The organism is Shimia abyssi (assembly GCF_003014475.1).
Lineage (GTDB): Bacteria > Pseudomonadota > Alphaproteobacteria > Rhodobacterales > Rhodobacteraceae > Shimia > Shimia abyssi.
In genome coordinates, this window is sequence record NZ_PYGJ01000001.1 from 486,682 (window position 1) to 512,665 (window position 25,984).

Consider the following 25,984-nt stretch of genomic DNA (forward strand, 5'->3'; position numbering starts at 1 on the left):
GCCTGCCCGTTCCCGCCTAGTGTTATGTTTCCGTTACCCAATTCCTATATTGGCCATTTCATGACACAATCTGACTTTCTCAAATCTGATTTCCCCGCCCCCGTCGAATTGCCCGATGTGGACCTGTCTGGTCCAGGTCGGTTTTATAACCGTGAACTGAGTTGGCTAAGTTTTAACTGGCGGGTTTTGGAAGAAACCAAAAACCCGCGCGTGCCATTGCTTGAACGCCTGCGATTCCTGTCGATTTCAGCCACAAATCTGGATGAGTTTTACACCGTCCGCGTGGCAGGTTTACGCGAACTGGTGCGCGAGAATAACAGCACGCCTGCTCAGGATGGACTTACGGCAGCGGAGCAGTTGGTTTTGATCAACGAAGACGCGCGCACTTTGCTTCAGGAACAACAGCGTATGTTCATTGGGCTGCGTGCCAAGATGGAAGCGGAAAACATTCTCATTCTGGATCACAAGTCGTTGACAGACGAAGACAAGTCACACTTGGCCGGGGTGTTTTTGAACAAGGTTTTCCCGGTGTTGTCGCCGCTGGCGATTGATCCTGCGCACCCTTTTCCTTTCATTCCGAACACGGGTTATACATTGGCGTTGGCACTGGAGCGCAACAGAGACAAACGCGCTCTTAATGCACTCTTGCCGATCCCTCATCAGATCGATCGTTTCATCTTTTTGCCCTCTGATGAGGGAAGTACGCGCGTATTGCCGCTAGAAGAGCTGCTGCTATTGCATCTCGACAGCTTGTTCCCCGGATACAAAGCCAAAGGGCATTGCGCATTCCGCGTACTGCGTGACAGCGACCTAGAAGTCGAGGACGAAGCCGAAGACCTGGTGCGCGAATTTGAAGTGGCTCTCAAGCGCCGTCGTCGCGGTGAAGTTGTGCGCATGAAAATTTCTACCGATGCGCCTAAAGGCTTGAAAACGCTGATCATGAACGAATTGCATGTGCGTGGCGATGAGGTCGTGGAGATAGACGGCATGATCGGCCTCGCAGACCTTAAAGAGCTTGTCCTTGAGGAACGCCCAGACCAGTTATGGCCGGCCTTTACACCGCGTGTTCCCGAACGTGTTCAAGATCATGACGGCGACATGTTCGCGGCCATCCGCCAAAAAGACATGCTTTTGCATCACCCCTACGAAACCTTCGACATGGTCATGCGGTTTCTACACCAGGCGGCGCGCGATCCAAACGTGGTTGCGATCAAACAGACGCTTTATCGCACATCCAAAAATTCGCCCATTGTCGAGGCGCTGTGCGAAGCGGCTGAAGACGGAAAATCTGTCACCGCACTTGTTGAACTTAAAGCACGCTTTGACGAGGCTGCGAATATTCGCCAATCGCGTCGCCTTGAACGAGCAGGCGCGCACGTAGTGTATGGCTTTCTGGACCTCAAAACCCACGCCAAAATATCAACGGTTGTGCGCCGCGAAGGCGATCAACTCGTTACCTACACGCATTACGGGACTGGCAATTATCACCCCATTACGGCCAAAATTTACACCGATCTCAGCTTCTTCACTTGCGACGTCAACTTGGGGCGCGACGCAACTAAAGTGTTCAATTATCTCTCAGGTTATGTTGAACCTGAAAAACTGGACAATCTGGCGATCTCTCCAATCTCCTTGAAAGCACGTCTGATAGAGATGATCGCCAAAGAGGCTGAGCACGCGAAAGCCGGGAAGCCTGCGGCGATCTGGGCGAAAATGAACTCGCTGATCGAACCCGAGGTGATCGACGCCCTCTATCGGGCAAGTCAAGCAGGCGTGAAGATCAGCCTTGTGATTCGCGGGATATGCGGACTGCGCCCCGGAATAAAAGGGCTGAGCGAAAATATCCGAGTGAAATCAATTGTCGGGCGGTTTCTGGAACACTCACGCATTGTGTGTTTTGGCAATGGCGCGGGATTGCCCTCCAAGAAAGCGAAAGTCTACATTTCGTCGGCGGACTGGATGGGGCGCAACCTTAACCGCCGTGTGGAAACGCTGATAGAGATCCGCAATGCGACCGTCAAAGCCCAGATTGTAAGCCAGGTAATGGCTGCCAACATGGCCGACGTCGCACAAAGCTGGGTCATGAATGCGGACGGCTCTTTTGATCGTGCGTCAGTGCCCGAGGGCGAATTTGCGTTCAATTGCCACAGGTTCTTTATGGAGAACCCTTCCCTATCTGGACGAGGTTCTGCAGGTGCATCGGATGTCCCCAAATTGACCCACACCGAAGATTGACGCAACCGACAGCTTGCGACACATTGGGTTGCACACGAACTTGGGGCAAGACATGGACGGCACTTCTGAACCGGCAACTGACTGGGGTCCGTTTGGACGTCCGTTGTTCAATGACCCTGCCGCGCGCGCGCTGTCGCGTGTCGGTGTCGTTGACGTTGGATCGAATTCGGTCCGGCTTGTCGTCTTTGATGGCGCTGCGCGCAGCCCTGCCTATTTCTACAACGAAAAGATCATGTGTGCCCTTGGCGCTGGACTTTCCGAAACCGGGCACCTGAATCCACAAGGGCGAAAGCGCGCACTGGCGGCTATCCATCGTTTCCAATTGCTGGCCGAAGGAATGGGGCTGGACGGATTGACGGCGGTTGCCACTGCCGCTGTGAGAGAGGCTTCGGACGGACCAGCATTCTGCGCCGACGTTTTGAAAAAAACCGGGGTCGACATTCACGTGATCGACGGGGCCGAAGAAGCACGGCTCTCGGCTCAGGGTGTTCTGCTTGGATGGCCAGGATCTTACGGTCTCATTTGCGACATAGGTGGTTCCTCAATGGAACTGGCCGAAATCAACGATGGCGAGGTGGGGCGTCGCGTTACGTCGTCACTTGGACCGCTAAAGCTGCGCGATATACGAGGCGGCAAAAAGGGGCGAAAAGCCTTTATTGATGAAACACTTGATGCGCTTTACTCCGAAATGGGCAAGCAGCGCGACCGCCTGTTCCTTGTCGGCGGTTCGTGGCGCGCGATTGCGCGGATCGACATGGAGCGCCGTGGGTACCCGCTGCATGTTTTGCACGAGTACCGAATGAGCGGCGTGTCTGTGCGCGCAACGGCCAAATTCATCGCGGATAATGATTTAGAAGACCTGCGCCAGCGTTGTGGCATCTCTTCCAGCCGGATGGACCTTGTCCCACTCGCTATCGAAGTGCTGAAAGGTGTCGTTCGCCGTTTCAAGCCATATGATATCGCTGTTTCGAGCTATGGTATCAGAGAGGGTATGCTCTATGAGCAGATGCCCAAACGGCTGCGCGATCGAGATCCACTTATCGAGGCGTGCCGCTTTGCCGAAGTCAAAGATGCTCGTATGCCGGGGTTTGGTAAGCTCCTCTTTAACTTTATCCAACCATTGTTTCGATCGGCCCATCCAGACCGGCGCCGCCTGATCAAAGCAGCGTGCTTATTGCATGACGTAAGCTGGCGCGCGCACCCGGACTATCGTGCACAAACATGTTTTGACTATGCCACGCGCGCGAATTTGGGCGGATTAAAACACGCGGAACGCATCTTCCTTGGTCTTGCGCTTTTGCATCGCTATCGGAACAAACGCGAAGGCACGGGATTTGAAGGCCTCTACGAACTTTTGGATGAGAAGCAGCTTCATCAAGCGGAAGTCTTAGGCAAGGCAATGCGCTTTGGCGCGATGCTCTGGATGCAGAACACATCTGAAATTGGCACGCTAAAGTGGCACCCCAAGAAACGAGAGTTGCATCTAAAACTAGCTGCAAGTGCTGAGCCGCTCTTAGGTGAAGTCGCACAAGCGAGGCTTCAATCGTTGGCGCGTTCGCTTGACGCCACCACACACATAAAAATTGCGCGCAAATGATACGCCGAACGAATGTGCAATATTAAATCCAACGCCACGTTCACAGTGACCCATTACACGAGATGGATCTACAAATCAGTTTCGCCTTCTATCGGCGGATCGTGTTCCTCGGATAATTTTCGACGAAAGATGATGTCACCATTTGGCAGCATTTCCGGAGGATGATAGGCGTTCCAATCCTCTACTTCGTCCATCAGTTCACTTAAGGCTGGCCCCATTTCACTCAGGAACGTTTGCATTTGCGGCCCTACCTTACCGGCGAACTCTTGCAACCCTTCCAGCGCAGGCGCCATTTGCTGCTGCAAGCCCTCAAGGAATAGCCGCGCGCCCTCTTCCATCAGGTCAACGCCGTCTGCGTCTTCGGCTTGTCCAGAAGGAGGCAGCATAAGTGCGGCGCATGTCGCAAAAAATGTCACTCGCATTCGAAAAACCCCTCAGATATCAATATCAAGCACCACCGGAAAGTGATCAGAAGCCGTCAACAGTGCCTCGCGCAGTTCAGGTATCTTCCAACACTCGTGATCATCAAATGGGTGCCAGATACGCCATTCAACCGCATTCGCCCGTAAATCCTGTGAGATCATCACATAGTCCAATAGCGCCTGCAAATAGCGCCTCTTTCTGGACTGATAGAACCGAGCAGACGTGGGCACAGCGCCAAGCCTGCGCGTCAAAGCCATCCGTGCATGTGGATCGAACAGAGCACCCTCGCCTTCGCCAAGAATAATCTCAACAGAGCTGCGCCCGAATAGATCCTCATACTCGTCAAGTCCGGGCCCGTCATTCAGGTCGCCCAAAACCATGATCGGCTCACCTGCTCGTGCGTGCCCGTCAATCCGAGCTCGCAGCCAGATGGCCTGAGCCAACTGTTTTCGGCGATTGGCAATGCTAAGCCGCATGACCTGATCCCGGTTTCGGGCCCCATGCGGCGCTTTGGACTTCAGATGTGCACCAATCATGCGCAACTTGGTTCCTCTGGCCGTCGTGACCTTCAATTCTAACGGCGGCTTAGAGAAGCGCACCAAATCCTCGGTTGCGTCGATATCCAGGTCAATGCGGAACACGCCATCAAAGCGCGGTGCAGAGCGCGCGCCCTTTTTGCCAGTTTCATCCCCTTTTGGATCGTGCTCGACAGACAACTGCAAGGGATCGAACAGACACACGATTTCTTGCTGGGTATCATTGGCGAACCCCATGACAGCCTTGTTCGCCCTGAATTGAAATGCCTTCGCAAATCCCTCGAGTGCGGCAACAGCATCACGCCGTCCGCTGTGATCCGGGGCTTCGATCACCATGATTGCATCAGCGTCCAAGGCTGTAAAAACGACACCGAGTGCTTCGATCTGTTGCGCACGCGTTACGTCGTGGCGCCCGGACCAGCCGTCGTCGACCTGCAATTGGCCTTGATCATCAAACAGCGAATTGAACCATTCCACGTTATACGTGGCGATCCGCATCACGCCGCCTCGTTGATCTGGTCCCAAGCCCGGTTGATATCGATCATACGCTTTTCCGCGATTTTGATCGCCTCTTCGGGAACACCGCGGGCGATCATGCTGTCGGGGTGAGTTTCGCGGACAAGTTTGCGCCACTCTTTACGTATTTCGGCCACAGACATCGTCGGATCCACACCAAGTACGCTGTATGGATCCGGCTCGGCGTTCGGTACATATCGCGCCCGCATCGCCATAAAGTCCGCCTCAGGCATTTCCAGTATTTCTGCAACCCGTTCGAGATATGCGTCCTCGTTGGGATGATATTCGCCATCTGCCACCGCAATATGGAAAAGCCCCTCCATGAGGTCACAGAACCCTTTGTTGCTTGGCCCGAACAGCCCCTTGATTCTGTGCGCGTATTCCTCAAAGCCTGCCACATCCTGCCGCGCCAGATTGAACACTCTCGCGGCCTGGGCCTCATCTTCGCGGGCAATTTGGAACACTTCGCGAAAGGCCGTCACCTCGTCGCGTGTCACCAGCCCGTCTGCTTTGGCCATCTTGGCCCCTAAGCCAATCACGGCGATTGTAAAGGCCACCGACCTCTCAGGCGGGGCGCTCAGGCGTTCAAAAACTGCAGATAAGCTTTCGCCATTGGCAAGCGCTGATAGCGCATCAGATATGCGGGTCCAGATCGACATGCCTATAACTTAGCCTTTGCAACTGCAGAAGTCATCGCCGCATCACAGCATTTTTTGCATCAAGACAAGATCCAGCCAACGTCCGAATTTATACCCAACTTCCGGCATTTCCGCGACCTTGGTGTATCCAAGCCGAGAGTGAAATTGCACAGCACCTGCATTCTCTCCCGATATGGCGGCCACCAAAACACGCGTCCCTTTGCGCTTGGCCTTCTTTTCAAGTGCTTTCAGCAGGGCACCACCCCAACCACGACCTTGCGACGATGCATCAAGATATATCGAATGTTCCATCGTGTGGCGATAGCCGGGCCCGGTGCGAAAGGAGCTCAACGCACCAAAACCAACCACGTGGGTGCCATGCTCAACGACAACGACATTGTCTCTTTCGATTGCGTCACCTACAGCCTCAATAGACTTTTCGGCGGTTGTAAACGTGCTAACTCCGTTGCGGATTTCCGCATTCCAAATTTGGGTGATTGCCTGTCTATCTTTGATGGTGGCGTTTCTGACTTTCATCGCAACACACGTACGCCGTGTGGGGTGTCAAAGGTTGCCACGATCTCGGCTTGCCCCAAGGCGAATGCAACTTTCGCATCCTCCAAGCGCAGCGCTGCGTGCAACACGTCTGCTTCGGGATGGAATATTTCCAGCCGCTGCAAGGAACATCCCGATTGCGGCAGCAACTCGGCCGGTGTCACCTTTACATTCCATTCGATCAATGCCGGAAACAGGTTATGAAATGGCAAAACTCCATCCTGCGGAACAGCCATGCGCCAGCGCAATTCTCCGCGTGAGAGCGAAACCGGGATCCCGGCGTCGAGCTTTAAACCCTCCAATGTTTCGTCCAGATCTTCCACGTTGCAAATCCAGTTGCAAAGTCGCGCTGAGCCTGAGAACCGATCCAAATCAAACCAGCGCGCATAATCCGGCGCAGTCGCAACCGGGTCAATCGCGATAGCTTCCAGATACAATCCATCCGCCAGTCCAAGCAATTGGTTATGTGTCCCAAAGTGTTCGTGTCGCCCACCGGGAAGCATTTTAACACCCAATGCTTCCTCTACATAGTCGACAGCTTCGGGCAAAGTTTCCCCTGCGACAGCCAGATGATCTAGTTTCACACAACATCCCCATTTTCTGGTATTGAAACAACAGCGTCCCACCCCATCTCGTCATGAACGGGGACCTTAAACAATACAAAATACAGGGATAGGAAATGTTGAACGCACTTGAAAAGCTTTTTAAGCACGAGGCCGCAGGAGGGGTTGCCCTTATGGTGTCGGCAGCGCTCGCTCTGATTGTTGCCAATTCCGGCCTTTCGGGTGCCTACAATGCTGTGTTGGACAGCGTACTTTCGATCACGATAAATGGCGATGGGCTGACCAAACCACTGATCCTCTGGATCAACGATGGCCTGATGGCGATCTTCTTTTTTCTGATCGGATTGGAGCTAAAATACGAGATGGTCGAGGGACGTTTGCGCAACCCGCGCGACGTTATCCTGCCCGGTGCTGCCGCGATTGGCGGCATGGCGGTACCGGCCATCGTTTACGCGGCAATAAACTGGGGTAATCCAGAAACCATTGGCGGGTGGGCCATCCCTGCTGCCACTGATATCGCGTTTGCTCTGGGCATTCTTGCGCTTGTCGGTAGCCGGGCCCCAACCGCGCTAAAAGTGTTCCTGCTCACCCTTGCCATCTTGGATGACCTCGGTGCGATCCTCGTCATTGCGCTGTTCTATACCGCCGACCTCAAGGTCAATTATCTGATCATGGCACTTATTCCGTTGGCAGCACTGCTTTGGCTGAACGCGCGCCAATCTAACCGAGTCGCGCCCGCACTCATGATCGGTGTCGTGATGTGGGTTCTGGTTCTAAAGTCAGGGGTACACGCCACGCTTGCAGGGGTTGTGCTGGCCTTCTTGATCCCAATTCACGACAAAAAAGGCGGCTCTCCACTGCACGCGCTTGAGCATGGGCTTGCACCTTATGTGGCATTTGTGATCGTGCCGATCTTTGCGTTTGCCAATGCCGGGGTGGTGCTTGAGGGTATGTCTCCAGCGGATTTGTTAGCACCCGTCCCAATGGGCATCGCGCTTGGACTGATCGTCGGCAAGCAAGTCGGTGTATTCGGTACGACTTGGGCCGTCGTCAAACTTGGCGCGGCTCGCCTTCCCAGTGGCGTAACTTGGACGCAAATCTACGGCGTTTCGTGTTTGGCCGGGATCGGGTTCACCATGTCGCTCTTTATTGGCGGGCTTAGCTTCGCATCGCCCGAGCTCATGAACGACGTTCGGGTCGGTGTACTTGCTGGTTCAATAGTTTCAGCCGTTGTCGGCTACGTCGTATTATCGCGTGCGCCATCGCGCGTTGAAGATGCAGAACAGCAAGAAGCTGCGTAAAAGCAAAGAATGGGGCGCGAAATTGGGACTAACGCGCCCCATTATTGCATCCAAAACCGATGCATTGCGCGGTTCGTCATATTCAAGCAACGAGCGATTGAACGCGCCATTTTTTCGGATCTAGGGTCACACAAATTAGACAAACGTATCCTGAATGCTGGCGGAGGTTTCGAGCAAGGCTGCTTCAATGAGCTCTTTTTGTCGTTGAAAACGCGACGACGGCACGGGAATAGAAATCGCGTGCAAATCACCGCCCCAATCTTTGAACGTAAACCCGATGGCAGAAACACCGGAAGAATGTTCGTCAATGTCATAAGCCAGACCAGTTGTTCGAATTGCGGTTAGCTCGCTTTTGAACGCAGCGGGGTCTGCGCTGACGCCACAGCGCTCCCACTCATTTGCCGCTAGCTTCATCGCTTCTTGATCTGGAAGAGCCGCGAGACAAGCCTTACCGTTCGCAGTGGTCGTTAGCGGAAAAACCTCGCCAACATGTGAAACCGTGGTCAACCGATGCGTTCCCGGCACCTGATCCAAGAAAACCATGCCGATGCCACGCATTACCGCCAAGTCTGTCGTTTCGCCGGTTTTCTGCGTCAATTCCGTCAACAACAATCTACAATGCTCGACTATATTGTATTGAGTTGCGCCAGCCAGAGCGCTGAGTTTTGGACCCAAGCGCAACCCCCCACCTTTTGCATCGGTCACCACAAAGCCTTCTTCAGCCAATGCGCTGGTGATTCTCTGTACTGTAGAGCGGGGCAGATCTACACGATCAGCAATCTGCCCGAGGCTCATTCCGGATTGCGTCCCCTTCAAGCTCCGCAGAATCGCGGCAGCGCGTGTAATGACTTGGACACCGCTTCTCTCATTTTTATCAGCCACTTAATCGACCCCTTTTTAAATTTGAGCTCGCAGCAAGGCGGCAACGGAAATTCTTTTTGTACCGCATTGCGGTTCTAGTCAACCGTATTGCGAGTTAATTGTTGACCGAGATACGGTGCACGTGCATCACTATGTGAGACAGGTGGGAGGAACCACCCTGACAGTTGAAACTAAAAAGACGTCGAAATCCGGCGAACAGAGGAGATGTGCCTGATGGTAGAAATTCGTGGCATCGAGTTCCAAGCGAACACAGACAATGACATGGGAATCGAGTTTTATAACCTAAGCCATCGGTTCGGTTTCCAATGCCCCAACTGGCCATATTTCAAGGACGTCCAGATCGATCGAAAACACTATATGGCCAAGTCCGGCGTACTAAGCCAGACGATCACCACGACCATGCACGTTACCACTCATATTGACGCCCCGGCACACGTAGTTCAAGGCACGCCCTTTATTGACGAAGTTCCATTGCCGCATTTCTTTGGCTCTGGACTTGTGGTGAGTATCCCAAAGAAAAAATGGGAACCGATCACGGCGGAAGATCTAGAAAAGGCCTGCGGTCATGCCATCCGCCCCGGCGATGTTCTAATCATCAACACAGGCTGGCACAAGGAGTACGAAGACGGCGACTATTTTGCCTACTGCCCTGGGTTAGTCAAATCCGCGGGTGAATGGATGGTTGAAAGAGGCATAAAAGTTGTGGGCCACGACACTCAGGCCAATGACCATCCCCTCGCAACGGCAATCGGGCCACAGCGCAATGGTCCCATTATGCCCCATCTAGAGCAAGAATATTATGAGTGGTCCGGAGGACGCGATTGGAAGGACGACTTTCCTGAGTGGGAACCGGTGCACAATGTTCTGTTTAACAATGGCATTTTAGGAATTGAGAATGTCGGCGGCGATCTGGATGCCGTAACCGGCAAACGCTGTACCTTTGCTTTCTTCCCATGGAATTGGGATCGCGGCGACGGCTGCATCATTCGCCTCGTCGCGATGATCGACAAAGGCCAGAAATACCGCATCGAAGCGGGCGAAGCGTTCTAATCGTCAACTGACTGGTCACCGTCGTGACGGTGGCCGCATCTAATGGAGCAAGCGCCATGCACATAAAGCGGTTTCAGGATGCCATATCCTACGAAGCGCCCAATCACTTTGGGTGCCACGGACTTAGGCTTCAGGGGTTCGAAGAAAACGGCCCCAAAAACCAATGGATTGGCTTCAGCCAATTTCTACCAGGCGGCGGGGCGGGTCCTGACAGCACTCCCTTTGAAAAAGTCTACGTTATCCTCGAAGGCGAAATGACTGTGATCATCGACGAAAAAGAAACGGTGCTTGGCCAATTCGACAGTTGCACGATCCCTCCGAACGAAGTGCGTACGATCCAGAATCGCCGCAACGATGTGTGCAAAATACTTGTGGTGATCCCCTATCCGCCGGAGACCCAGAAATGAACGAAATGACAAATCCACTTTCAATGTTCGACGTCACTGCAAAGGTTGCATTAATCACTGGAGCATCTGGGGCATTTGGTATGGTCGCCGCGCGTATTCTCGCCGGAGCGGGATGCAACTTGGTTCTGGCGGCGGGCAATCAGTCAGCTTTAGACGACATCACTGCCGAGTGCCGAGAATTGGGCGCAGCAGTGACTGCGATAAATTCTCGCCCCTCAGACGAAGGTGTTTGCAACGCGCTGGTTCAAGAAACTGTGGAGGCGTTCGGCCAACTAGATATTCTTGTTGTGGCCTCGGGCATGAACAAAGTCGAATTAATCAATGACATGGAACCAGAGACCTTTTCCAACGTCATGGACGCCAATGTCACGCAAAGCTGGCTGTTAGCCCGGGCCGCTGCTGGCCAGATGAAACGCCAAGGGCACGGCGGGAAGATCGTGTTGGTTTCGTCCGCTCGTGGTCTCTTGGGTCATCCCGCTGGTTATACAGCCTATTGTGCGTCCAAGGCCGCGGTGGACGGCATCACCAAGGCGCTTGGGTGCGAACTTGGCCCGACTGGAATTACGGTCAACGCAATCGCGCCAACAGTGTTTCGGAGCCCGCTAACCGCGTGGATGTTTGAAGAAACCGAGGAAGCAACCAAAGTACGAAATGGCTTTTTGACACGGGTGCCCAAAGGCCGATTGGGCGAACCTGAAGACCTTGCTGGGCCGCTTCTGTTTCTGGCCTCAAAGGCATCTGATTTTTACACCGGGCATATCCTTTATGCCGACGGTGGCTATACGGCGGGCTGATAGATGGAAGCAAAAACCCTACAGGTCGCCGTAATTGGAGCGGGTCTCATGGGCCACGGCATAGCTCTTACCGTGGCGCGGGCCGGACATGGTGTAACCATCACAGACCCGCATCAAGAGACAATCAATAGTGTAGCTCAGCGTATCTCAAACAGCATGTTAGCCATCGGACTGCCAGTTAGCGAGGTCAGTGACACGCAATCGAGAATCTCTATCGCCGCATCAACAAAGGAGGCCGTGAGCGGCGCTGATGTGGTGTTCGAAGCGGCGCCAGAGAAGCTGGACCTAAAGCAAGCGATCTTTGCGGAAATCGAAGCACATGCGCCTGCACACACCATACTTGCCTCGAATACCTCTGTGATGCCGATCACCCAAATCATGCGCAATTTGAAGCTAAAAAAACGCGCTCTTGGAACTCATTGGTGGAACCCAGCGCACATGATCCCGCTTGTTGAGGTTGTAAAAACCGAGTGGACTGATCCACAGGTAGCCCAATCCATGTTTGAATTGTTGGCAGATGCCGGCAAGACACCCGTGATCGTGGAAAAAGACGTTCCCGGCTTCATAGGGAACCGCCTGCAACACGCACTTTGGCGCGAAGCCGTAAGTCTTGTGGAAAATGGCATTTGCGATGCTGAAGCTGTGGATACAGTGATCAAATCAAGTTTCGGACGGCGGTTGGCCGTGCTCGGACCGTTAGAAAATGCAGATCTCGTGGGCACCGATTTGACGCTCGATATTCATGAGAATGTTCTGCACGACATTGAGGCACGGCAAGGTCCGTCGCCATATCTGCAAAACCTCGTAAGCTGCGGAAAATTAGGCATGAAATCTGGCATAGGGTTTCATAATTGGACTGAAGAAGAGGCAGAAACTGTGCGGGCGCGTGTCACCAGCCACCTGTCCAATCTAGAGACCATTCTGGAGACGTAATTCACACCTCGGCGGGGAGACCGAGAAAAAGGGAGCACCAAATGACCAAGATTTTCAAGGCGCCGACACGGCGCACGTTTGTAACCGGGGCGACTGCGGCGCTTGCAGTGCCTGCAATCCTGAAATCATCGCGCGCTTATGCTGCGACGCCTACCCTCAAAGTGGGTCATGTAAGTCCCCGCACTGGTCCACTTGCTGGTTTCGCCGAGGCCGACGACTTCGTGCTCAAAGGTATCGAAGCCGCGCTTTCTTCAGGATTGGAGAACAATGGTAAAAGCTGGAACATTGAGATTATTTCTAAGGACAGCCAATCCAATCCGAACCGCGCCGCCGAAGTAGCCGCTGATCTGCTTTTGGGAGAAGAAGTCGACATTATCGTTGCCGCCTCTACGCCAGACACCGTGAATCCTGTCGCTGATCAGGCGGAAATCAACGAAGTGCCCTGCATCACCACCGACTGCCCTTGGCAACCCTACTTCTTTGGCCGCAATGGCGTCCCAGGCGAGGGTTTTGCCTCGACTTATCATTTCTTCTGGGGCCTCGAGGACGTGATCGGCGCATTCCTCGATATGTGGGGGCAATCCGGGGTAGCCAAAAGCGTCGGCGGTTTGTTCCCGAATGACGCGGATGGAAACGCATGGGGCGATGCGGAGCTTGGCCTACCCAAACCTTTAGCGGCGGCGGGATACAATCTGGTTGATCCCGGCCGCTACCAACCGCTGTCTGATGATTTTTCAAACTACATCGCAGCTTTCAAAGATGCAGGTTGTGAGATTGTCACCGGCAATATGATACCGCCGGATTTTGCAACATTCTGGGCACAGGCGGCACAACAAGGGTTTAACCCCAAAATTGTCACCATCGGCAAAGCCCTCCTTTTCCCGTCCGTTATCGAAAGCCTTGGTGATCGTGGTGATGGGCTCAGTTCCGAAGTGTGGTGGTCGCCAAACCACCCGTTTGCCTCGTCTTTGACCGGTGCGTCTGCCAATGAGCTTGCAATGGGTTACACTGCAGATAGCGGCCGCCCATGGACGCAGCCCATTGGTTTCAAACACGCACTGTTCGAAGTCGTCGCCGACGTGATCAAACGCGCAGAAGATCTGGAAGACCCCGAAGCGATTACTGCTGCCATTGCAGGAACCAGCCTCAACACGATTGTTGGCCCGGTAGATTGGTCAAATGGTCCGATCAACAACATCACAAAGACACCGCTGGTCGCGGGGCAATGGCAGAAGGGCGACAACGGCTTTGAACTGCAAATCGTCGCCAATTCTAACGCACCGGAAATTCCGGTCTCCTCCGATCTAAAACTGCTGGGCTGACCACTTTTGCGCGACACCAGACCAATGGGTGTCGCGTCAATTCTTTAGAAAGCGGACCGGATGACCACGATCCTGAAACTACAAAATCTTCGGAAAGCTTTTGGCGCGGTCACAGTGGCCGATGATCAAAGTTATGAAGTGCGGCGAGGCGAAGCGCTGGGCGTTCTCGGCCCAAATGGCGCGGGCAAAACCTCAATGTTCAACCTGATCACGGGAACACTCAAACCCAATTCAGGGCGCATCGAATTCGCTGGTAAGGACATAACTGGTTGGAGCGCTGCGCGCCGAAGTCACGCAGGCATTGCGCGCAGCTTTCAAGTGCCTCAGCCGTTCTCTGGAATGACTGTCTTTGAAAATGCGATGATCGCGGCCACGCAATCAGCGGGCCTTAATGGGCAAAAGGCGGAAGACCTCTGCATTAGAGTGCTGGACCAAACTGAACTGATCGCCAAAGCCAATGTTCCTGCAGGTAGTCTGACGCTATTGGAACGCAAACGACTTGAGCTCACTCGCGCGCTCTGCACCGAGCCCGAGTTGCTTTTGCTTGACGAAATCGCCGGTGGTTTGACCGAAGCTGAATGCCAATCCTTGATCAACACAATCAAGGAGATTCATTCGAGTGGCACTACAATTATTTGGATTGAACACGTCGTTCACGCGCTTTTATCCGTGGTAGACCGATTGATCGTTGTCGATTTTGGCAAGTTGATCGCAGACGGCAAACCAAAGCCCATCATGAACAGCCCGCAAGTTAAGGAAATCTACTTGGGGATAGAAGCAGATGCCTGATCCCATTCTCAAGATATCCGGCTTAAATGCCCATTATGGTGACTTCCAGGCACTTTTTGGCGTCGACATGCAAGTAGACGCTGGCGAAGTGCTTGCCATTATCGGCGCCAATGGCGCTGGCAAAACGACCTTGATGCGCTCAATCACCGGATTACTCACAAACGGCCCAGACCAGATCATGCATAAGGGCACGGATATAGGAAGACTTCGCGCCGATGAAGTAGCGTTGCGTGGAATAGCCATGGTACCCGAGGGGCGGCAGCTTTTCCCATCGCTTTCGGTCAAGGAGAACCTGATGATCGGCGCACAGGTCCTCCGACCTGGCCCTTGGAACCTCAAAGCTGTTTATCAGCTCTTTCCTATTCTCGAAGAACGAAAAGACCAGCAATCCACGTCACTTTCTGGCGGGCAACAACAAATGGTCGCCATAGGTCGGGCATTAATGTCAAACCCGGAGCTGATCCTTTTTGACGAGATCAGCCTCGGTCTTGCCCCAGTGATAATCAGAGACATTTACAGGGCGCTGCCAGGCATCATAGGCAATGGAATGAGCGCAATCATCGTTGAGCAAGACATCAGCAAAGCGCTGTCAGTATCTTCACGTGTCTATTGCCTTCAGGAGGGACGCGTCTCCCTAGAAGATCGATCAGACACAGTTGCGCGAGAAGACATCTCACGCGCATATTTCGGGATCGAATAATATGGACTGGCTTAACGCAATTGTGCAGGGCACGCTCTTAGGCGGTCTCTATGCTCTATTCGCAGCAGGGTTATCGCTGATCTTCGGGGTCATGCGGCTGGTGAATATTGCCCATGGTGACCTAATCGTTTTGGCAGCTTATCTCGGACTAACTGTTACAACGGCAACCGGTATTCACCCGTTGTTGGCAATTGTGGTTGTTGTTCCTGTCATGGCTGCAATTGGCTACGTGCTGCAACGTGGGCTGCTCAATCAGACCTTGGGCGATGATCTCCTTCCGCCGCTGTTGGTAACATTTGGGTTAAGCGTAATTATTCAGAATGCTCTTCTAGAAGGGTATACCGCAGATCCACAAAAACTAGCCGCCGGTAACTTGGAAACCGCCAGCTTCGCCTTTGGCGGACTGACGCTTGGTGTTCTGCCGGTGCTAACCTTTTCATTCGCCATCGCAGTTATCTGGGGGTTACAGTGGATCTTTTACTGTACCGCGCTTGGACGTGCATTTCGGGCCGTATCCGACAATCAAGACATTGCTCAACTTATGGGCCTCAATCGCAGGCATATCTTTGGTTTGGCAATGGCACTGGCGCTGGCGGTGACTGCAATTGCCGGCATCCTTCTCGGCATCCGCACCAGTTTTGACCCTTCAGGAGGGGGTGGACGCCTGATCTTTGGTTTTGAGGCTGTCATCATTGGCGGGCTTGGAAATCTCTGGGGCACGCTTGCCGGAGGTGTAATCCTTGGTGTTGCGCAAACCGTCGGTGCAAAAATTGACCCAGGTTGGCAGATACTCTCTGGCCACATCGCATTTTTACTTATCCTTGCCGTGCGCCCAAACGGCCTTTTCCCGAGGATTTCGGCATGAACTCTCAGACCTATGCGGTCTCGCGCTCATCACGGGCTGCACGTGTTTCCGCCATCATTGGCACGTTAGTTCTGATCATTTTGGTCGCCGCTCCTTGGTGGGCAGGTCGTGCAGACATGCGACTGATGGGCGAACTCTTCCTCTATCTCGCGCTGGCCAGCCTTTGGAACTTGATGGCGGGATATGCCGGATTGGTGTCAGTTGGCCAACAGGCTTTTGTTGGATTTGGCGGATACATGCTCTTTGCTTTGACTATGTTCGCAGGCCTTCATCCCATCACGGCGATTGCGGCCGCTGGATTGTTAGGAGCATTGATATCAGTGCCTGTCGCGGTCTTAATTTTTCGGCTTCGTGGTGCATATTTTGCCATCGGGACTTGGGTTATCGCCGAAGTTTTCCGGCTCGGCTTTGCGCAGGTTTCGGCATTGGGTGGCGGTTCCGGCTCGTCCTTACCAGTGGCTATCGTAAAATCACTGGCTAGCAAGCGAGCGATGCGCGAAAGCATATCTTATTGGCTGGCCCTGAGTGCAGCCGTCTTGGTTGTTGCGTCTGTTTACTTCTTCCTGCGATCGCGCAAGGGGCTGGCGTTGACCGCAATCCGGGACAATGAAACGGCAGCCGACAGCCTGGGCATCGACATTTGGCGCACTAAATTTGTGGTCTATGTTGTTACGTCCGCGTTCACCGCCATGATCGGCGCCCTAATTTTCTTACAAAAATTGCGTATTTCGCCTGACGCGGCCTTTTCCGTAAATGACTGGACGGCATTTGTGATCTTTATCGTCGTAATTGGCGGCATTGGTACAATCGAAGGCCCAATCATTGGTACGTTTGTTTTCTTCTTACTTCGCGAAACGCTGGCTGACCTCGGAACAGTATACCTAATCGTTTTGGGCGTTGTGGCCATCTTGGTCATGCTGAAGGCTCCAAAAGGACTTTGGGGTTTGTTCCGCGCGCGCTTTGACGTCCAAATCTTCCCACTTGGCTACCGCGTCTCGAAACGTGACCCATCTTAAGGAACCAATCCAATGGCAAAACAGAAGACCATCATCACCTGTGCCGTCACAGGTGCCATTCACACGCCAACTATGTCGGACGCTTTGCCATTCACCTATGACGACATTGCCCAGCAAGCTGTCGACGCGGCAGAGGCCGGAGCTTCAATTTTGCACCTTCACGCGCGGCATAACGAAACCGGCGCACCTTCAGTTAACCCAGATGATTTCGCACCATTCCTCCCTCGGATAAAACAATCAACCAATGCAGTTGTAAATATTTCGACAGGCGGATCACTGACGCTTTCCATTCAGGACCGAATAAAACCGGCGAAAACTTTTAGTCCGGAAATGTGCTCAATGAATATGGGGTCGATGAATTTCTCGTTCCACCCACTGGCAAACCGCTACTCTGAAGAAGACTGGAAATATGACTGGGAGAAAGACTATGTTGCTAATTCAGACCAGAACATTTTTCGCAACACTTTTCGCGACATAAAAGAAGCCGCCGAAACACTCGCCCCGCATGGCATCAAATTCGAACACGAATGTTACGACGTTGGACACCTCTATAATCTCAAGTACTGTATGGATATTGGGCTGTTCAAAGCTCCGGTTTTCATACAATTCATTTTTGGCATCATGGGCGGCATCGGCCCCGAAGTCGATAACCTCATATTCATGAAGCGCACCGCCGATCGACTTTTTGGAGATGATTATCGATGGTCAGTACTAGGCGCAGGCGGTGCACAAATGGGGCTCGGCACGACTGCCAGTCAAATGGGTGGACATCTACGTGTCGGCTTAGAAGACAGCCTATTCATCTCTCGCGGCAAATTGGCCGCGAGCAATGCACAGCAGGTCGCAAAAATTCGCCGAATTGTCGAGGATTTGGGATGTGAAATCGCCTCTCCAGACGAAGCGCGCGAAATTCTCGACCTTAAGGGTGGAGATAGCGTTTCGTTCTGAGTTTGCTGGTGAATTGGATTGAAGCGAGGTGACCGTAACGAGGGTGCGAGCACAACGCAGATCTTTCATGCATGCTCTAAAGAAGATGCACCGACCAGTTTTTCGGTCGGTGCAAAATCGTTCGCAATGGAGTTTCTCACTGCTGGCTGGTCGCTGTGATGGCGATTGTGGATTAGCTAAAAGCAGCAGACAAATCGCTTCCCACTAACTAGTCGCGCGCAGCCCGTATTAGTTTGAGTATATCCTGAGCGGCGTCTGGTATGTTTGTACCCGGCCCAAAAATCGCGCTAACCCCTGCCGACTTGAGGAAATCGTAATCCTGTTGTGGGATCACGCCTCCACAAATCACGATGATGTCTTCTGCGTCTTTATCCTTTAGCGCCGCGATCAATTGAGGGGCCAATGTCTTGTGGCCTGCGGCCTGACTCGAAATCCCGACAACGTGCACATCATTGTCCACCGCATCTTGAGCAGCCTCGTCCGGGGTTTGGAACAATGGGCCAACATCAACGTCAAAGCCGATGTCAGCAAAAGCCGTGGCAATCACTTTGGCGCCACGGTCGTGACCGTCCTGCCCCATTTTCACGACCAACATACGCGGACGGCGCCCTTCGGCTTCGGCAAAATCTTCTACTGACTTCTGGATCGCGGCAAAGCCTTCGTCGCCTTCGTACGCAGCGCCATAAACGCCAGCCAGTGTTTTGACCTCTGCGCGGTGACGTCCGAATTCGTTTTCCATGGCCATGCTGATCTCTCCTACGGAAGCACGGGCGCGGGCGGCCTCAACCGCTGCGGCCAAAAGATTGCCGCCATCTTTTGCGATACGTGTTAGTTCGTTAAGTGCTGCCGAACAGGCGTTTTCGTCACGCTCGGCCCGCAGCGTGTTCAATCGCGCCACCTGACTTTCGCGCACGGCGACATTGTCGACATCCAGGATGTCGATCACGTCCTCTTTTTCCTTACGGTACTTGTTCACGCCGACGATCACTTCGTCGCCCTTGTCAATCATAGCCTGACGTGTCGCCGCGCTTTCTTCAATTCGCAGCTTGGGCATACCGCTGGCCACAGCCTTGGTCATTCCACCCATTTCCTCAACTTCTTCGATCAAGGCCCACGCCTTTTCGATCAGCTCATTGGTCAGGCTTTCAACATAATAAGACCCAGCCAGCGGATCGACTACGTTGGTCACGCCGGTTTCTTCCTGCAAGACCAGTTGGGTGTTCCGGGCGATGCGGGCAGAAAAATCTGTAGGCAACGCAATGGCCTCATCCAACGCGTTGGTGTGCAAAGACTGCGTCCCCCCCAGAACTGCCGACATGGCCTCATACGCGGTGCGGACGACGTTGTTATAAGGGTCCTGTTCCTGCAGGCTGACACCAGAGGTCTGGCAGTGAGTACGCAGCATTTTGGACCGTTCAGATTTTGCGCCAAAGTCGGTCATGATGCGATGCCAGATGGTTCGTGCCGCGCGCAATTTGGCAATTTCCATAAAAAAGTTCATGCCAATGGCAAAGAAGAATGACAGGCGACCTGCGAATTTGTCCACGTCCATACCCGCGTCCATTGCCGCGCGAACGTATTCTCGCCCGTCCGCCAGCGTATAAGCCAGCTCTTGAACGAGGTTCGCACCGGCCTCTTGCATGTGGTAGCCCGAGATCGAAATTGAGTTGAATTTCGGCATCTCATTTGAAGTGTATTCAATGATATCCGAAATGATCCGCATCGAAGGTTCAGGCGGATAGATATAGGTGTTGCGCACCATGAATTCTTTCAGAATGTCGTTCTGAATGGTACCCGCAAGCAGCGCCTTGTCGTGACCCTGCTCCTCACCTGCTACGATGAAATTCGCCAAAATAGGGATTACCGCTCCGTTCATGGTCATCGAAACCGACACTTTGTCGAGCGGAATCCCGTCAAACAACACCTTCATGTCCTCGACACTGTCGATGGCCACACCGGCTTTACCGACGTCTCCGACAACGCGCGGGTGATCGCTGTCATAGCCGCGATGGGTGGCCAGATCGAACGCCACAGACACACCCTGCTGACCAGCTGCCAGATTACGACGATAAAAGGCATTGGATTCTTCTGCGGTGGAAAAGCCTGCATATTGCCGGATCGTCCAAGGCCGGCCGGCATACATTGTCGCCTTGGGTCCACGGGTAAAGGGACCAAAGCCGGGCATGCTACCCATATGTTCCAGACCCTCGGTATCCGCCTCGGTATAGAGCGGCTTCACGTCGATCCCTTCAAGGGTATTCCAAGTCAGGTCGTCGAGCGGCTTGCCACGCAATTCCTTTTCGGCCAACTCGGCCCATTTTTTGGTGTCGCTCATGACGTCTTCCTCTCGTAACTTTGTATCGCCCCGATGCGGAATTTTCCGCAAACGGGGAATTTGACTGTCGCAAAATTCACTGGGCTGCCTATATTGGCACAAGCAGGAGACAACATGACCCACCGCTTAACCCTTGTAATTATGGTATTTCTGGCTGGAACCGGCGCCAGTGCGCAGGCAGCTGAAACAAACAGCAATTCTGGTGTAGCATCGCAAGAAGAAGCCCTCTTCCAGGACGGTGAAAATGCCATTTTGGGTGATTTTCTTTGGGTGCGGCGACCGTTGATAGTGTTTGCCGACAGTGAACGCGACCCGCGTTTCACCCAGCAGATGGATCTTTTGAATGCGCTACCCGAAGAACTGACCGAGCGCGACATTGTGGTGCTGACCGACACAAATCCGGCGGCCTCATCAGCACTACGCGAACGGCTGCGCCCGCGCGGGTTTATGCTGGTGCTGATCGGCAAGGACGGTAACCCATATTTGCGCAAGCCATTCCCATGGGATGTGCGCGCAATTTCCGCCAGCGTGGACAAGATGCCGCTACGCCAGCAGGAAATCCGCGACAGCCATTCGCAATAATGATTCATGGCATTTTTTCGCCACGGGCCGCTTCGAGCACTGCATACCAGTCACGCCGTGTCATCTGGACTTCAAATGCCTTGACCGACTCTCGAATGCGCGCCTCTGATTGCGTACCAATTAGCGCGCTACCGACACCCGGATGGGCCAACACCCATGCTAAGGCCACATGATCGATACCGACATCATTTCGGCCAGCAATCTCTTCCAATACTGCCAAAACACGCGCTTCGGCGCTGCCCGGCTCGCCCCGAGCCCCGGGAACAAGCCGCCCACCACCCAATGGAGACCATGCCATTAGACAAAGCCCCAACTCTTGGGCGATATCCGTATCCCCATTGGTAAGAGGGTCTGTATGGATCGCGGAGAATTCCGGTTGAGATGCCGAGAGCGGGAAATCTAACTTCGACTGAAGCGCACGCAGTTGATCAGTCGAAAAGTTTGACACCCCTGCCTCACGGATCTTGCCTGCTGTCCGCAGTGTCGTCAGCGCCTCTGCAACTTCCTCATGCGCCGCTAGCAAGTCCGGACGGTGAATCAGGAAAAGATCAATATGGTCCGTGCGCAAACGCTTTAGGCTGTCGTCACAGCTTTCAATAAGCGTTTGCGCACGGCTGTCGTAAGGGTTGGGAGGATGGATGCCGCCCTTGGTCACCATCAAGACCCGGTCGCGTAATCCACCCAACGCCATCCCTTCGCCCAGCACAGCCTCAGCCGGGCCGAACCCTTGCTTACCAAAACCGTAAATCGGTGCCGTATCGATCATATTGATTCCCACAGCCAGCGCTGCTTCGATCTTCGATTGCGCCTCTGACGCAGTTGCGCCAGCCATCCGCCAACAGCCATAGGCGATCCGCCCAGCATTCAACGGGCCGACGGTTGTGCTCTTGGCAATCGGCAGAATATTACTCATGATTTATTCGAATTCCATAATAACGTCGTCCACAGCTAGGCTGTCGCCCGATATGGCATTAATTTTTGTGACAACACCTTTGCGCTCGGCGCGCAGAATGTTCTCCATCTTCATGGCCTCAACCGTGCACAAAGCTTGACCTTCTTGCACTTCCTGCCCCGCCTCCACGTCAACTTTGACAATTAGTCCAGGCATTGGGCAGAGCAGCAACTTTGAAGTATCGGGCGGAAGCTTCTCAGGCATCAGTTTAGCCAATTCGGCTTGGCGACGCGTGCGCACGTGTACTTTGAGATCCGCACCACGAGACCGAATGCGGAAACCACCAGAGATTTTCCCAACCTTAAGAACGAGCATCTCGTCATTGAGGTCGAGAGTGGCCAACTGGTCACCCGGTGTCCAATCCGAACTCACGCGCAATTTCGTGCCGTCTGAAAACTTGACGGTTGATCCGTCCTTGTCGGCCTTGACCTTAACCTTGAATTCTTCTCCCTGAAGGGTCACAACCCACTTCTTGCCAACGCGACGCTCATGGTTGTCCATTCGGCCTGACACTCGGGTACGACGTATTTCGGCGACCCAATGCATGGCCGCGGTTGCGGCTGCAATCTTACGCAAAGTATCTGAAGGTAGTTCTACACCTTCGAACCCTTCGGGGTATTCTTCCTCGATGAACGCTGTCGTCATTTCTCCAGAAATAAACTTGGGGTGATCCATCACAGCGCTGACAAATGGCAAGTTGTGCCCAATGCCTTCGAGCTCGAACCCGTCCAACGCGTTGCGCATAGCCTCAATCGCCTCGTCGCGCGTTTTGCCCCATGTGCACAGTTTCGCGATCATCGGATCGTAATACATGCTGATCTCGCCGCCCTCGTACACGCCGGTATCATTGCGCACCGCAGTCTTGCCCGCAGCGGCCTTGTCCGCCCATTTGTCATTCTCTAACATCGGCCCTGCGGCCACTTCAGCTGGAGGACGATAGCGGGTCAGTCGACCAATTGACGGCAAGAAACCGCGATAGGGGTCCTCTGCGTAAACACGGTTTTCGATCGCCCACCCATTGATCTGCACGTCGTCCTGCGTGATGCTCAACGGCTCCCCGTTGGCGACACGGATCATTTGTTCGACAAGGTCTACACCTGTGATCAACTCGGTCACGGGGTGTTCCACCTGAAGACGGGTGTTCATTTCGAGGAAGTAAAAATTGCGGTCGCCGTCGACGATGAATTCCACGGTCCCGGCGCTGGCATATCCAACGGCTTTGGCCAAGGCCACAGATTGTTCGCCCATTGCCTTGCGCGTGGCTTCGTCAAGGAACGGGCTTGGTGCTTCTTCGACAACTTTTTGGTTGCGGCGCTGGATCGAGCATTCCCGTTCGTTGAGATAAATCCCGTTGCCATGCGCATCGCACAGAACCTGAATTTCAATGTGGCGCGGTTGGGTCACGAATTTCTCGATGAAAATCCGATCATCGCCAAAGGAATTAGCCGCTTCGTTCTTGGACGACTGAAATCCTTCACGGGCTTCCTGATCATTCCACGCGATCCGCATACCCTTGCCGCCGCCGCCAGCTGAGGCCTTAAGCATCACCGGATACCCGATTTCATTGGAAATCTTGACCGCTTCGTCCGCGTCTTCGATCAACCCCATATAGCCGGGAACCGTGCTGACACCCGCCTCTTGCGCGATTTTCTTGGAGGTAATTTTGTCCCCCATCTTTTCAATCGCGCCTTTGGGTGGTCCCACGAATGCAACACCTTCTGCCTCCAGCGCCTCGGCAAATTTGGCGTTCTCTGACAAGAATCCATACCCGGGGTGAACAGCGTGCGCGCCGGTTGACCGGATAGCCTCCATCACTTTGTCGATCACAATATAAGACTGGTTCGCGGGTGGAGGACCAATATGTACAGCCTCGTCTGCCATTTCCACATGCAGCGCCTGCTTATCGGCGTCCGAATAGATGGCGACTGTTTGGATACCCATCTTGCGGGCGGTCTTGATCACACGACAGGCGATTTCGCCCCGGTTGGCAATCAGGATCTTGTCGAACATATCATGTCCCTTCTGGTTCTTGGCCTGCGCGGAAATGGATCCGCACAGAAAGTGGTAACAAAAAAGCCATCCCGCCCCCGGTTCATCGGAGATGGGATGGCTTGTTGAGGCTGTGACCGATCGCGAACGACCGGTGAAATCAAGGATTGGCACGCCTTAGCACTTGCCGGGGTTTTCCTGACAATAAATGACGTTGACCGCGCCACCAGCGAGCACGCCCGCGGCTGCGCTGCCACCAAGGACGAGCGCTCCTGCAGCACCTGCGCCTGCACCGATAAGGGCCTGTTCGCCCACCGAGTCGCCACAGGCCGCAAGGCTTGCGGCCGCGACCAACCCTGCAATGGATAATTTGAAGTTTGACATGATACGTTTTCTCCTGCCCGGAACGTTTGTTGCATGTTGGCACGCCGCGCCAACCTGATCTTGGGGGTTGTCCTCCCCCGCACAATCAAACCGGTAAAACAGGAAAAAACGGGTGATCCAGCAGGGACGCCACAGGACCACCCGTAAGGGGAAGGGTAACGGAATACACAGTTACAAGAACCGGCCCGAACAAGGCCGCGCCCTATGCCGTCCATATTGTCACGCAAAACACCGGGAACAATGACCATTCCAGCCATGTCCGATACATGAGCCGCATACCGCCCAAATTGCATAACAATAGGCAATTTCACGCCCAATCTCCATCGATGGATTCGGGAAAAGAGGCACGCGCCACATCGACATCTATTTGCAAAAGCGCATCGTAGCTTTCGGGATCAAATGGGTCTTCGGCAGGCACAACCTCGCGCTCAAAAAGCCAGCTAAGACGACCAGCATCAAGGTTTCCGCGTTCAAAGGGCTGGTCGCCGAACGCATCCCAAAGCGCTGTCAAAAAACCGGCATCAGCGCGACGATCTGCCGGACGCCGATCCTTGAACCGCTCGCGTCGGGTAATCGCAGTAGCACCCTTGGGGTTGGCGCGGCGAATGATGAATTGATAATCTGTGCCGGGAAGACGTCCCGGAAATCCGCGATGCTTAATCATGCTGCACCTCCTTGGATTGAGGTAGCATAGTGCTCGCGATTTAGGGGGCGGACAGGCCCGAAAGCCTGACCGCAACTTTTGGCGACAAGATTACTTGTACTTACCAGTGTATGTAGGTTCGACCGAGATGGGCTCGGGATCGACAACGACATATTCTTCCACAGGCGCAGTGTCTGCACAGGCCGCGACAAACGCAACCAGGCCGACCGCCAGCAATGATTTGATGCTCTTGGACATCTGTTTCTCCAGTTCTTGTTTTCGTTCGAAACAGGGCCGATTGACCCTGCCTGCCCCACGTCCGTACGAATACGGCGCGAGCGCAGATTACTGGATTGTGCTGCAAAAAGATACGGATAGCGCGCCAAGCTAATGTGCTGTGGCCGCAAAGCCGCAATTGGGCGAACGCTCGGTTGCCCTTTCGCAATATGTTGTGGTCCCATCAGAAACCCTCCCAGATACAGGTGCCATCTTTTACGATGAAGGCTTCAAAATACTGGGTGGCCAACGCGTCAAGCACGCCAAATTCCGTCTCTCGATCCGACATGGAGATGATGACCTGATCCACAGTTTCGCCCTCAGTCGCCAGATACGGGACAGCAACGCCAATGCATAGGTGAAAAAAATCTTCTTCGATTTCGGCAAACTCGACGCCCTGACGGATCAAGGGCATGACATAACGCAAACGCGCAACACGTGACCCATCGTCTCGCGCATCAAAAAGTATTTCCTGAAAATAGATCTCGTTGCCTGAGGGCACAGCTGGGACTTCATCCAAGACGCCAGCCATGGCTGTGGTGGCCAAAAGAGCAACACCAAACGCAACATATTTCAAAGTTGCAACACTCATGTTCGATCGGCCAATTTCGAAGATTTGTGGCGCGCATAGTTAAGCCATCTCGTGCGCTTTTCGGGATTATCCAGAACACCTTGAATAACGCATTCAACATGATCTCGGGCAATATGGCCTGACACCTCACCACCCGCGATAACGTGTAACTGGCCGGCTTC

The 25,984-nt window shown here is 53.8% G+C and carries 27 protein-coding genes; 14 read left to right on the forward strand and 13 right to left on the reverse strand.

Annotation, left to right across the window (positions count from 1 at the left end):
- The first annotated feature begins 60 nt into the window (after positions 1-60).
- Together CLV88_RS02375 and CLV88_RS02380 are read left to right on the forward strand one after the other, a co-directional pair.
- Positions 61-2,235 carry an RNA degradosome polyphosphate kinase gene (locus CLV88_RS02375; RefSeq protein WP_106607067.1) on the forward strand — a complete coding sequence of 725 codons (2,175 nt, stop codon included), beginning with the start codon at positions 61-63 and terminating at the stop codon, positions 2,233-2,235.
- A gap of 52 nt (positions 2,236-2,287) precedes the next feature.
- Positions 2,288-3,832, forward strand: coding sequence for a Ppx/GppA family phosphatase (locus tag CLV88_RS02380; RefSeq protein WP_106606750.1), 1,545 nt, complete (start codon positions 2,288-2,290; stop codon positions 3,830-3,832).
- Between the two features lie 68 nt (positions 3,833-3,900).
- Here CLV88_RS02380 and CLV88_RS02385 read toward each other — a convergent pair whose 3' ends face one another.
- Genes CLV88_RS02385 through CLV88_RS02405 form a run of 5 tightly spaced genes read right to left on the reverse strand, consistent with a single transcriptional unit; the run spans position 3,901 to position 7,084 of the window.
- Positions 3,901-4,254 (reverse strand): hypothetical protein, encoded by a 354-nt coding sequence (locus CLV88_RS02385; protein ID WP_106606751.1) that lies wholly within the window; start codon positions 4,252-4,254, stop codon positions 3,901-3,903.
- Positions 4,255-4,266: 12 nt separating this feature from the next.
- A complete protein-coding gene (locus tag CLV88_RS02390) occupies positions 4,267-5,289 on the reverse strand; it encodes an endonuclease/exonuclease/phosphatase family protein (RefSeq protein ID WP_106606752.1) in 1,023 nt (340 codons plus the stop codon).
- Complete coding sequence (locus CLV88_RS02395) at positions 5,289-5,966, reverse strand: TerB family tellurite resistance protein (RefSeq protein WP_106606753.1); 678 nt, start codon at positions 5,964-5,966, stop codon at positions 5,289-5,291. The genes CLV88_RS02390 and CLV88_RS02395 overlap by 1 nt, the downstream gene beginning before the upstream one ends.
- A gap of 42 nt (positions 5,967-6,008) precedes the next feature.
- Positions 6,009-6,482: a GNAT family N-acetyltransferase gene (locus CLV88_RS02400; RefSeq protein WP_106606754.1), complete on the reverse strand. Its 474-nt coding sequence runs from the start codon at positions 6,480-6,482 to the stop codon at positions 6,009-6,011.
- A complete protein-coding gene (locus CLV88_RS02405; RefSeq protein WP_106606755.1) occupies positions 6,479-7,084 on the reverse strand; it encodes a VOC family protein in 606 nt (201 codons plus the stop codon). Before CLV88_RS02405 ends, CLV88_RS02400 begins: the two co-directional genes overlap by 4 nt.
- A 95-nt stretch (positions 7,085-7,179) precedes the next feature.
- Here CLV88_RS02405 and nhaA point away from each other — a divergent pair, with 95 nt between their 5' ends.
- The gene (gene nhaA / locus CLV88_RS02410) at positions 7,180-8,364 is read left to right on the forward strand and encodes a Na+/H+ antiporter NhaA (protein WP_106606756.1); all 1,185 of its coding nucleotides are present in this window, start codon (positions 7,180-7,182) and stop codon (positions 8,362-8,364) included.
- 135 nt (positions 8,365-8,499) lie between these two features.
- On the opposite strand, the gene CLV88_RS02415 is transcribed toward nhaA, so the two are convergent.
- Positions 8,500-9,246 carry an IclR family transcriptional regulator gene (locus CLV88_RS02415; RefSeq protein ID WP_207797003.1) on the reverse strand — a complete coding sequence of 249 codons (747 nt, stop codon included), beginning with the start codon at positions 9,244-9,246 and terminating at the stop codon, positions 8,500-8,502.
- 213 nt (positions 9,247-9,459) lie between these two features.
- On the opposite strand from CLV88_RS02415, the gene CLV88_RS02420 reads away from it, so the two are divergent.
- Genes CLV88_RS02420 through kce form a run of 10 tightly spaced genes read left to right on the forward strand, consistent with a single transcriptional unit; the run spans position 9,460 to position 18,070 of the window.
- The gene (locus CLV88_RS02420; protein WP_243403543.1) at positions 9,460-10,296 is read left to right on the forward strand and encodes a cyclase family protein; all 837 of its coding nucleotides are present in this window, start codon (positions 9,460-9,462) and stop codon (positions 10,294-10,296) included.
- Positions 10,297-10,352: 56 nt separating this feature from the next.
- Positions 10,353-10,703 (forward strand): cupin domain-containing protein, encoded by a 351-nt coding sequence (locus tag CLV88_RS02425; protein WP_106606757.1) that lies wholly within the window; start codon positions 10,353-10,355, stop codon positions 10,701-10,703.
- Entirely contained in the window at positions 10,700-11,497 is a 798-nt protein-coding gene (locus tag CLV88_RS02430; RefSeq protein WP_106606758.1) for an SDR family NAD(P)-dependent oxidoreductase, read from the forward strand. The genes CLV88_RS02425 and CLV88_RS02430 overlap by 4 nt, the downstream gene beginning before the upstream one ends.
- A 3-nt stretch (positions 11,498-11,500) precedes the next feature.
- Complete coding sequence (locus CLV88_RS02435; RefSeq protein WP_106606759.1) at positions 11,501-12,430, forward strand: 3-hydroxyacyl-CoA dehydrogenase family protein; 930 nt, start codon at positions 11,501-11,503, stop codon at positions 12,428-12,430.
- A 41-nt stretch (positions 12,431-12,471) separates the two neighbouring features.
- Positions 12,472-13,752, forward strand: coding sequence for an ABC transporter substrate-binding protein (locus CLV88_RS02440; protein WP_106606760.1), 1,281 nt, complete (start codon positions 12,472-12,474; stop codon positions 13,750-13,752).
- A gap of 60 nt (positions 13,753-13,812) precedes the next feature.
- Positions 13,813-14,541 (forward strand): ABC transporter ATP-binding protein, encoded by a 729-nt coding sequence (locus CLV88_RS02445; protein WP_106606761.1) that lies wholly within the window; start codon positions 13,813-13,815, stop codon positions 14,539-14,541.
- Complete coding sequence (locus CLV88_RS02450; protein WP_106606762.1) at positions 14,534-15,241, forward strand: ABC transporter ATP-binding protein; 708 nt, start codon at positions 14,534-14,536, stop codon at positions 15,239-15,241. Before CLV88_RS02445 ends, CLV88_RS02450 begins: the two co-directional genes overlap by 8 nt.
- 1 nt (position 15,242) lies before the next feature.
- Entirely contained in the window at positions 15,243-16,106 is an 864-nt protein-coding gene (locus CLV88_RS02455; RefSeq protein ID WP_106606763.1) for a branched-chain amino acid ABC transporter permease, read from the forward strand.
- Complete coding sequence (locus tag CLV88_RS02460; RefSeq protein WP_106606764.1) at positions 16,103-17,122, forward strand: branched-chain amino acid ABC transporter permease; 1,020 nt, start codon at positions 16,103-16,105, stop codon at positions 17,120-17,122. Before CLV88_RS02455 ends, CLV88_RS02460 begins: the two co-directional genes overlap by 4 nt.
- A 12-nt stretch (positions 17,123-17,134) precedes the next feature.
- Positions 17,135-18,070: a 3,5-dioxohexanoate:acetyl-CoA acetone transferase gene (kce, locus tag CLV88_RS02465; RefSeq protein WP_106606765.1), complete on the forward strand. Its 936-nt coding sequence runs from the start codon at positions 17,135-17,137 to the stop codon at positions 18,068-18,070.
- Between the two features lie 208 nt (positions 18,071-18,278).
- On the opposite strand, the gene scpA is transcribed toward kce, so the two are convergent.
- The gene (gene scpA / locus CLV88_RS02470) at positions 18,279-20,405 is read right to left on the reverse strand and encodes a methylmalonyl-CoA mutase (protein WP_106606766.1); all 2,127 of its coding nucleotides are present in this window, start codon (positions 20,403-20,405) and stop codon (positions 18,279-18,281) included.
- Positions 20,406-20,519: 114 nt separating this feature from the next.
- On the opposite strand from scpA, the gene CLV88_RS02475 reads away from it, so the two are divergent.
- Entirely contained in the window at positions 20,520-20,987 is a 468-nt protein-coding gene (locus tag CLV88_RS02475; RefSeq protein WP_106606767.1) for a DUF4174 domain-containing protein, read from the forward strand.
- Positions 20,988-20,991: 4 nt separating this feature from the next.
- On the opposite strand, the gene CLV88_RS02480 is transcribed toward CLV88_RS02475, so the two are convergent.
- The 6 genes from CLV88_RS02480 to CLV88_RS02500 all read right to left on the reverse strand — a co-directional run bounded on the left by CLV88_RS02480 (position 20,992) and on the right by CLV88_RS02500 (position 25,823).
- Complete coding sequence (locus tag CLV88_RS02480) at positions 20,992-21,900, reverse strand: aldo/keto reductase (protein WP_106606768.1); 909 nt, start codon at positions 21,898-21,900, stop codon at positions 20,992-20,994.
- 3 nt (positions 21,901-21,903) lie between these two features.
- Positions 21,904-23,949 carry an acetyl-CoA carboxylase biotin carboxylase subunit gene (locus CLV88_RS02485; RefSeq protein WP_106607069.1) on the reverse strand — a complete coding sequence of 682 codons (2,046 nt, stop codon included), beginning with the start codon at positions 23,947-23,949 and terminating at the stop codon, positions 21,904-21,906.
- A 156-nt stretch (positions 23,950-24,105) separates the two neighbouring features.
- Positions 24,106-24,312, reverse strand: coding sequence for a hypothetical protein (locus tag CLV88_RS02490; RefSeq protein ID WP_106606769.1), 207 nt, complete (start codon positions 24,310-24,312; stop codon positions 24,106-24,108).
- Positions 24,313-24,619: 307 nt separating this feature from the next.
- A complete protein-coding gene (locus tag CLV88_RS02495; protein ID WP_106606770.1) occupies positions 24,620-24,976 on the reverse strand; it encodes a hypothetical protein in 357 nt (118 codons plus the stop codon).
- Positions 24,977-25,066: 90 nt separating this feature from the next.
- On the reverse strand, positions 25,067-25,213 hold the full coding sequence (locus CLV88_RS22930) for a hypothetical protein (protein ID WP_165798789.1): 147 nt from the start codon (positions 25,211-25,213) through the stop codon (positions 25,067-25,069).
- A gap of 202 nt (positions 25,214-25,415) precedes the next feature.
- Positions 25,416-25,823 (reverse strand): DUF6497 family protein, encoded by a 408-nt coding sequence (locus CLV88_RS02500; protein ID WP_106606771.1) that lies wholly within the window; start codon positions 25,821-25,823, stop codon positions 25,416-25,418.
- Between the last annotated feature and the right edge of the window lie 161 nt (positions 25,824-25,984).